Below are 9,179 nucleotides of genomic sequence, written 5' to 3' on the forward strand. Positions count from 1 at the left end.
AATATCCGCGCCGTTCTGGCTCTTATCCAGTTTCCCCTCCATCGCCGCCTGCAATGCCCGTATCGATTGCAGCGATACCGTCTGACCGTTCGGCAATGTCACCGCCACCGTGCCATTCTGTGACATCCATTTATCCATGTTCTGGAGGAACTGGGTGATATAGCTGTTAATCGCCACTATATGCCTGACCCCATCCGAGGCGGAATCCGGGACAGTGGTCTGAATCTGGTATTTTGCGTTATTAAGGGTAACACTGGCGTTATCCGCCAGTACCAGCTCCGTGTCCGAATTCACCGCCTGAATCATGTGCGGTAAATTACTGTTGCCGGACTGGATTAACATCAGCTGCCCGGGGGCGACCCCGTTGATATTTGATATAAATTTTGTGCCCGTACCGCGGACAATAGCCGAGCCGGACACTATAGAAATAGTGCCTTGTGAATAGAGCATGATTGGTTCCTGAATTAATAAATCGAATGAAGTTAATGACTAGTCATAGAGAGAGCAATCGATATAAGGACTGTTTAAATCCCACAGGCTTTGATTAATGATTCTGGTGAGTGGCTCAGAATTCACCGCGCCGATCAATAGCTGGGTATTTTTTCCATCAAATGCAGTCGAAAATGAAGCATCACTCATCCTTATTGGCGCATCACCATAATCAGATTCAGAAAGATACCACCCCGTTCTCTGCATTAATATTGCCTTTTTACCTTTCAGCGTCTTGCTCTCGCTCCCTAAGGTGCTCTCTTCTCCCTCAATCACTAAGGGCTTGGTGTCGCTGGTTATCACACATTTCCCTGCCTCATCCCATATAGCGATCCCCCAGTCGGGGACGGGCTGAGGGTAAACGCGTGTAAACAGGTAAATTTCACACAATAGCGGCGCACGGGCGTTCGGTGCTGACAGGTCGATAAACCATTTCCCGTCTATTTCAAACGAATCCCCGTAAGGGGCATGCCAGATATCATTGGTATGTGCACACATAAAAACCATGCAGGGCTGATCTGTGCTGATATTAGTTTCTATTCTCTTATACCGGTCAAATTTAACTGATATTTTCCTTACAAAAGAAAGCGGTGTCGTTTTGGGTGTCCACCACGGAACCCCTTCGTTCGTCGTTAAAAATGCGCCCCAGTCCATATATCCTCATGCTGTATAGTAAGCAATCAACCACCCGGCAACAGCGGCACTGTTGCCCGCTGAAATAATGATGCGGTTATCCTCCACTGAAAACTGACGCTTTGCATTGCCACCCTGCCTCCTTTCGGTACAAACAAAAACATAAGAGAGCCGCAGCCCTTCACTCATTGGCTCTCTGGGAACTGTCAGTACCCCTGTCGTCTGTTCGCTGTCCAGTTTCATAAACCCCGCATAAAGAAAAGGGCGGATGCCTGTATTACGCTGCCGCCCCTGTTCATCCCATACGCCAAAACCATAATCACTCATCGGAATTGCCTTAGATATCCCATTGCCGCCCTGACCCGTCCGTTTTGGTCGTAGCAGGCAATTGCCCCATTTGCCCAGCGTAACCCTGCCTGAACACGCATGTCATTAAACTCAAAGTCCCCTGTCACGGCATTAATCAAAAAACCCGCTTTATATCGCACGTAATTTTTTGATTTGATGGCGTCAGATAAAACGGCCTCTCTCATTGAGGCCTTGTCAATGAACGCATCTCCGAAAAACACCTGACCATTCTTAATCACGAATACCGGTTCCATTTTCCCATTGGACGGATTCACCACCGTAAACTGGTTCGCCCTGACGCCGAAATGTGTTTCGACCTTGCCATTCTTGACCTCGGCTCCAATCACCATGCCTGCCTTATAAAACTGACCTTTGTACTTCACCCCTGCCCCAATCTCTTCAATGGCATAGCCATTGCCATCAATATCAAAGACAGCGGTCGCCTTGGTCTGCACCGCCGCCGCATTCTCACCCACTTCGGCCTGAACTTTTTCCATCTTCTCAGCAAAGGCTTCCCTGTCAGTTACCTGTGTGGTTTTGACTTCCAGTATCTCTGCCCGCATCTCACTGTCAACTTTCAGTTGGTGCTGGACAATGGAGCCACTCAACGCGGCATTTTCCATTGCCGCTTCCGAGTTATAATCAATCTGGGATTGCAGCCGTTTTCCGGCCTCGGCAGTCATGAACTGGTTGCCGGTTGCCTCCACTATCCAGCTCGTGTCCGTTGAGGACTCGCCCCGGACAAACTCTGTCCACGGGGACTGATTGCCGGATTTATCCACCAGACGGGCACGGAAGTAGAAGGCCACCCCTGCCGCCAGCCCCTGTAGGGTATGCGTGCGTTGCGGGTAGGGAATATCCGCCAGCAGCATCAACCCTTCACCGTCATGAGTCCGGCTGTACTGAATTTCTGTTTTCAGCGTGTCGTCCGTCTGGGCAGCAAAGCCCCAGTCGAGCTGGATACCAAAGATAATCGGGGTCGTTCTGAATGCGAGCGGCGTCGGCGGGTTGCCCTGTTTCCCCTTCAGGTGCGTTTCCGGTGCATTCGCCCAGAGACTGGATATCTCAGACGCATTAATCGCCCGCACCCGTGCCTGATAGCGTCCGGCGTAGATGCCGGGGATCTCAAAACTCTGTGTCGAAGTTCGGGGGGCGGGTATCCAGTTCCCGTTATCCCGCCGCCATTCTGCTTCATAAGCAATGGCACTTTCAGCCGCTTCCCATGTCACCCGCAAGGTGTTTACGGCAATGCCCTGATTGACGACCGAATAACTGCCAATCGTCACCTTTTTCGGCGGGGGCTGAACGCCGGGCGGAATGACCGAAATGGAGCGTTCATCAATGCGGGTGCCCGTGTCGATGCGTTCATATTTGCCGGGGTCATGGTGAACCGCGCTGATTTCGAAAGTGCCGTTTTCACCCTCCCGGATACTGATTACACGGTATTGCTGAACAAACAAATCATTAGCATCCACCGCCCAACCCGCTTCAACCTGTGGTGTTTCACTGTAGGCGGTCGTGACTGTCACGATATTGTCATTAACCGCCTGTATGGTTCGCCCTTGTGAAGTCCCACCGGGGAGATTGACCAGTAACCTGTCACCCGCCTTTGCCTCAGGTTTGCGGTCCAGTGTGATATTACGTTCTGACACGGCGCTGATACGACCGCCAATAACACGGCCTGCGCGGTTTTTGTGAGCAACGCCAATGATGTGACCGGGCAGCGGGATCTGACCTTCCAGTCCAACCCGGAACGATACTACGTTGTCACGCGAGTTAGTCAGCAATGCCCAGCGTCCACGCCGTTGGGCTTCACTCTGGCGGGTGCAGCCAATCGCCGTCAGTTCCGTCTGATTGATATCATAACGGCGTACCAACGCATCATCAGAGACCGCCTCAATGGTATCTGCATAATGATTACCGGGATCTGACCAGCTCACCATCGCAACACTGTAACGGGTGCGCTCACTGGCACTGCTGTAGGAAAAATCCCCGTTAATCACATTGGACTGGTTAAAAATATAAGAGACATCGGCGGGCATATCTGCCAGCGCCACAAACTGATTTGCCCCCCAGTAGGTCGTCCCGCGAAAGATGGCTGCCAAATCAGTCAATACCGTCCACGCTTCCTCACGGGACTGGATATACACATTACAGGTAAAGCGCGGTTCCGTGCCGTTTCCACCCTTGCCATCAGGCACCGGCTGATCACAATACTGGGCGATACGGTACAGCTCCGTTTCGTCAATCTGTGCCGAATTGATACGGTTTCCCAGCCCGAACATCTCTGACACGATAATGTCGTAGAACACCCATGCCGGATTGTCAGAGTGCGCCCATTTGAACTCACCCGTCCAGATACCGGAATAAGAGCGAAAAACCGGATCATAGTTATCCGGGACACGAATAATTCTGCCCTGAGGTTTACACGATATCTGGGGAGTGTCAGGAAACTGTTTGGCATCGAACTCAATATAAAGCAACGCGGTGTTGGGATAGCGCAGTTTCGCATCAATGACCTCAGTAAAGGCCATGATGTACATTTTATCTATAATGCTCTCACTCTTGGAGTCAGGGGTTAATTTCCTGACCCGGATCTGCCAGCCAGTTGAGGCATTGGGCAGATCAATACGGTGTGACCGTTCATATTTGGTCGTGGTCTTGCCATCCACTGCGGTCTTCAAAACTTCTTCGTATGACCCGCCATCAACGGCTAAATCAATCGCATAATCGACCCGGTAGCCGGTGGTATCGCCATTTTTATGCTGGTGCCGCAAAACAGGCCACGATAACCGAATGCGAACCGCCGACAGTTTAGTATTGGAAACAGCGCGTATCCACGGCGTGTCGCTGCTTAACTCCGTACCAAGACGGATTTCATTTTCCGCTGCGGGCAACCCCTTGATATACTCCTGCGCCTGCGTGCCGGGACGGTATTCCCACTTAACACCCGTGAAATTCATTTCCCCATCGGAATTCGCCAGTGGTGTCCTATTAAGGTAAATTCGCGTGGCACCCAAATCATGCCCCCATTCACCCTCGCCCAAAGCTAACAGCATTTTAGCCTTGGCAATCGACTGTAAACTGTCCGGTGATTCTACGGGGGTATATCCACCGCCGCCCCCGCCCTTGCTGCCCTGAATAAGATGATGTCCCATATTCCACCCATAAAAAAAGCCGCAGGTGCGGCGAAACTAAAAACTGAATGACGGTTATTGCTGATCTTCGGTGTAGATACCCGCTGAGATAATGGCACCCCCGATTTCACGCGTGCCGTACAGAACGGGAACCGGATTCCCCTGCGCCGTGGTATTCACAGGCCCGCCAAAGGCGTAACTGGGTTTATTTTCCGGCGACTCACGCATACGCAGGCCGGGCATTTGAGGGGAAAGCATCTGGGCAACACCACCGAGGGCTAATGACGCCCCCGCCATAGCCATACCCCCAGCTAAACCACCCGCACCAAATACCCCCACACCAACCTGACCACCGGGCACAAACATAGCAATAGCAATCAATGCCACACCTAAAATAGTCTGAAATAATCCAGCACGTTTGCTACCGATAATGACAGGTAGAATATGAATATCCTCCGTCCCTTTTGTCATTTCCAGCTCATCTTGACTGATATTTCTCCCGCCCACAAAAATAGAAAATGTCAGCCCTTTTTTATGCGCTTCGGACATATATTTTTCAAAACCGGGTAACAGATTACGCATGGCATTAATAGCATGTCGGGCATCCCGTGCCTTATATTTAAATTCTTTTCCGAAGCGGGAAATAAGAGGACCATGAAAGCGCACGGTGCGCATGGGAACATCGATAAAAGCCATAATTACCTCATAAAAAAACCACCCATTAAAGGTGGCTTATTGGACTCAAATGCAATTCTTTATTTTTTCCACTCTGTGAGCCGCTCTGGAACCAAACAATCCACCTTGATAATAAAAATTGATTTTAGTCCCGTTGTCCTTATTTATTATATCAGTCACTTCAAGTTGACCATCTGAATATATTGTGTAACCACTACCATATGGTTGAATATAAACACCTCCCCACATTGGCGATTTTTCTTGCCAGCCGAACAAGATGCATTCAGCAATATTTTTTGCAGTTTTATTTGATGAAAACTCAAGATCAGCATCTCGTTTTCTCATATCTTGAATACTTGAGCATCCAGTCAAAACCAACAACATTGATAATAAGATTTTTTTCATTCTGTCCTCCAATATTCCAGAAAACAAAATCATAGCACCAGAAACAGGGTCATCATTTATCAAAGCAAGTTTTTGTGACGCAGAATTTTTATTGTCCTGTCCTTCCAGTATCCGCCATAAGGCACTTTCTGGCTCAATTGCCCGTAAAGATGATGGAGCAATAAATTACCCTCCAGCAGCACGCCTGCATGATTCGGCACATCGGCCTGAACTTGCATCATTACCACATCACCCGTCTGAGGGGCACCGCTAAACTCATTAAAACCGCATTCCTGCCAGTTATCCATATAGCGATTTTCACCCCGTTCCCACCACAGATAATCCACGCGGTAATCAGGTAATTCAATATCATGCACCTGACGGTAGTAACTCATGATCAACCCCCAGCAATCATAGATACCGAGCACAAACGGTCTGCCTATTAAGGGTAGCTCACCACGCGGATAAATGGTCCTGAAATCCCCTTCCGGCCAACTGACAATATGCCACGGTAATTCAGTGGCATCACATTGTGCGGCATCCAGTTCGCTGGGTTGCGTGGTCGCATCAGGGTGACTGTGAACAATAGACGTTATTGTTCCCCACTCGTCAGCATTGGCATAATCAAGCGGGTCAAGGTGAAATTGTTCAGCAGGATTAGGGGCTAAGTTTTTACAAGGGAAGTATTTTTCTATTCGGCTTTTTTGAGCAATGACCCCGCAGGCCTCTTTGGGGTATTCCGCCTTTGCATGCTCAAATATTGCCTGTAATGTATTGTCACGCATCGTCACCGCCTGATTAATGCTGCACCGGGATAACCCCCAAACGGCAAGGGTTCATCTTCGCCGAATCGTAACTTACACGACCTGAGCAGACCGCCGCATTTATCTTTGCCGGGGTCATCAACCGGGTTGTCGTTTTCATCAAAGTAACGGCTCCCAGCATAATCACAGCCTTTACCCGTCCGATACCAGCCCCGTGAGCACCATGTGCACAGGCTGTGTATCTGCCGGGTGGGTATTCTCAGCCCCTCCAGATCGGCAGGACTGGCAAGCTCAAAGGTGACTTCCTTGTCTGTTTCAACTTCTTTGCGGTCAACATAGAAAGTCTGTGTGCGTTCCTGTTCGGGATCGGCAGTCGGATTCCCTTCGGGAAAGTTAACCGCATCCAGATAATGCACAAAGGTATCATGGATGGTCACCTTTGCCTGCACCATGTCCTCAAATTGCAGGCAAAGTGCAGTAATCAGACCATTGATGTTAGTGACGGTTAATTTCGGGCGGGCAGACTTTCCGTCACTGGATAAATCCAGCCCCTCGATTTTAACAGGCCATGCGCCATACTCGCGCCCCTGCCACCAAATGGACTTTGGCTTGAACTTATCAGGATTATTTTTCGCTGCCTCAATTTCGTCGGGAGTAAGGGGTATCCCATAAGCATGAAAACGCAATACATCCGCACCGAACGCGGTTCCGTCTACTTCATACAGCCGAACAGTCTTACCCGGTGCCAGTTTCTGTATATCAGCACTAAACATATTTTCTCCTAGGGGTGGTGTGCCTGAATAAACTCCGCCGACAATGAATATTTATTACCGCCCAATGCACTGGTCTTATAACCCTCGCAACGATACAACCCCTTGTCAGAAAGCGGCGGTGTCCAGATAAAGGACTGATACCCTTGGTGACGATCCAAAAATGCCAGAATTGCACGGAGATAAGGCTCATCACCGACAAAATCCACCGTCCATTTTTGACTGCGGGGATGAATGCCATCCCCGGATACCTGTGTGTAACCATCCCCGAACTGGACCTTTCGGATGGCAAAATCCACCGTTGAAGAGGCACTCGTTCGGGGACTCCAGTAAAAGGTTTCCATTATCGCCCCCTGATAGCCCTAAAAATCGCACCGCCCGGCCGCAAGTCTTTATCCCGTTCAGCGTAATAGACCTGAGTAAAGGCCCGCGCCAGACTTTCACCGAATGCAGCATCAGCACCATTGGCAGCCTGACTCCTGCCGCCAGAGTCTGTGATATAGACCTGAATATTGGGTGCACCCCCCATGCCACCCATATTGCCAGCGGGGAAAATAGCCCGTACCCCCAGCGAACCATCAGGGCCACGCTTAAGTGGCATAATGGCTTCCGGTCCCGCCTCACCCATTAACCCTGCCCCCTTAGCAAAGGCGAACATCGTCGGGCTGCTGACGATTTGCCCGCTGTACTGACTCAGGTTTGCCGAGGCATAAACACCGCCCTTGGCGTTTTTGGTGAACATGGAAGCAACCCCACTGAGCATGCCGCCGCCACCGCCACCGAATGAAGAGGCCAGCATTTCAAATGCCTTATTCGCCGCGATTTTCATCAGGCTCTGAACGACACTCTGCGCCATTGAAGCGAACATTTCGGAAACGCCTTCTTTGAGTGATTTAGTTCCGGTTAACATACCAGTAACCATGTTGCTCATGCGTTCGCTGACGGTATCAAGCAGGTTGATTGCCACTTCGTGATAGGCGCTTTGGGCAGCAAACAACTGTTTCGCCGCTTCAATGCGTCTCGTGTTGTTTTCCGTTTCGGCTGCCGCAATCAGTTCATTCTTACGCTGTTCACTGATAATCTGTGTTTCCGCGTAAGTGTCATACAAGGCTTTTTTGCGGGCCAGCTGGTTATCCAAATCCTGTACCGGATCAACGTCACCCCGCAGGGCGTCCTTGGCAGAAACGGCATATTGCTGTCGGGCGTCTGCGTTACCCCTGACGTCCTCTTTCCATATCTCACCTTTTCGGTAAGCATATTCGGCGGGTGACTTAATTTCACCATGAGCATTCTGCCGCTTTAGCTGTTCTGTGGCTTCTTGGGTTCTTTTGGCAACACGACGGAACGGGTCGGCTTCTATGGCAGCCTGCAAGTCCTGATAACGCTGTTTGGTTTCTGTCAGTCTCTGGTTGAGCAGGTTCAGATGGCGGTTCTGCGCCTGCGTGAACTTGGTCACGTTATCCTGAGCGCTGGCAAACAACTCAGCCGCCGCGTTGCCTTCCTTGTACCGGATCGCTTCTGTGGCCAGTTGCGTATTCAGGTCAGCCACTTTATTGCGGTAGTTTTCCTGCGCACTGGCGGCTTCCCGGGCGGCTTTTGCAGCTTCACTGGCGGCTTTTGACGCCGCCGCCTGCGCTTCTTTGGCTTTTTCGCCATTCTGATAGCTGGCTATCGCATTATTAATGTACCTTTGATAATTAACTTGATGCTCTGGTTTATTTAAATCCTGATCTTCGGCGGCAAATTCCGCCTGCCTTCTGATTCTGTCCTCACCTTGCAGGGTCGATAATTCACGGTCGCGCTCAGATCGCTTAAGAAAAGCCTGTTGCTTATCGTCCAGCGGGGCGGGCGGCAGCGCAAAGGGAACCGGGGTGAATGTCGTCCGCTCTTTCAGCAGGCGGTTCCCCGCCGCCAGCACCCGGTTGAAATCCGAGCCGGCCAGTGTCAGCATCGGCAAGATATCGTTCGTTCTGAGCATT

Annotated in this window: 10 protein-coding genes; all 10 read right to left on the minus strand. The window is 50.6% G+C overall.

Going from position 1 to position 9,179, the window contains the following annotated elements; all coding sequences use genetic code 11:
* Positions 1–450: cupin domain-containing protein (locus tag AB204_RS23255; RefSeq protein WP_458864242.1), on the minus strand; the 450-nt coding region annotated here is incomplete at its 3' end.
* Between the two features lie 39 nt (positions 451–489).
* Positions 490–1,143: a hypothetical protein gene (locus AB204_RS18340; RefSeq protein WP_047964826.1), complete on the minus strand. Its 654-nt coding sequence runs from the start codon at positions 1,141–1,143 to the stop codon at positions 490–492.
* 6 nt (positions 1,144–1,149) lie between these two features.
* Positions 1,150–1,449, minus strand: coding sequence for a hypothetical protein (locus AB204_RS18345; RefSeq protein WP_047964827.1), 300 nt, complete (start codon positions 1,447–1,449; stop codon positions 1,150–1,152).
* On the minus strand, positions 1,446–4,628 hold the full coding sequence (locus AB204_RS18350) for a TipJ family phage tail tip protein (RefSeq protein ID WP_047964828.1): 3,183 nt from the start codon (positions 4,626–4,628) through the stop codon (positions 1,446–1,448). Before AB204_RS18350 ends, AB204_RS18345 begins: the two co-directional genes overlap by 4 nt.
* Positions 4,629–4,682: 54 nt before the next feature.
* Positions 4,683–5,303 (minus strand): tail assembly protein, encoded by a 621-nt coding sequence (locus AB204_RS18355; protein ID WP_084728617.1) that lies wholly within the window; start codon positions 5,301–5,303, stop codon positions 4,683–4,685.
* Between the two features lie 45 nt (positions 5,304–5,348).
* The gene (locus tag AB204_RS18360) at positions 5,349–5,687 is read right to left on the minus strand and encodes a hypothetical protein (protein WP_047964829.1); all 339 of its coding nucleotides are present in this window, start codon (positions 5,685–5,687) and stop codon (positions 5,349–5,351) included.
* 59 nt (positions 5,688–5,746) lie between these two features.
* Positions 5,747–6,451, minus strand: a complete 705-nt coding sequence (locus AB204_RS18365) for a C40 family peptidase (RefSeq protein ID WP_047964830.1) — start codon at positions 6,449–6,451, stop codon at positions 5,747–5,749.
* Positions 6,452–6,453: 2 nt separating this feature from the next.
* Positions 6,454–7,203 (minus strand): phage minor tail protein L, encoded by a 750-nt coding sequence (locus AB204_RS18370; protein ID WP_047964831.1) that lies wholly within the window; start codon positions 7,201–7,203, stop codon positions 6,454–6,456.
* A gap of 8 nt (positions 7,204–7,211) precedes the next feature.
* Positions 7,212–7,544: a phage tail protein gene (locus AB204_RS18375; RefSeq protein ID WP_047964832.1), complete on the minus strand. Its 333-nt coding sequence runs from the start codon at positions 7,542–7,544 to the stop codon at positions 7,212–7,214.
* Positions 7,544–9,179 (minus strand): phage tail tape measure protein (locus AB204_RS20950; protein WP_084728618.1); only part of this gene is annotated, 1,636 nt, incomplete at its 5' end. The genes AB204_RS18375 and AB204_RS20950, both read right to left, overlap by 1 nt.

The sequence above is a fragment of the Xenorhabdus khoisanae genome (genome assembly GCF_001037465.1).
Taxonomy (GTDB): domain Bacteria; phylum Pseudomonadota; class Gammaproteobacteria; order Enterobacterales; family Enterobacteriaceae; genus Xenorhabdus; species Xenorhabdus khoisanae.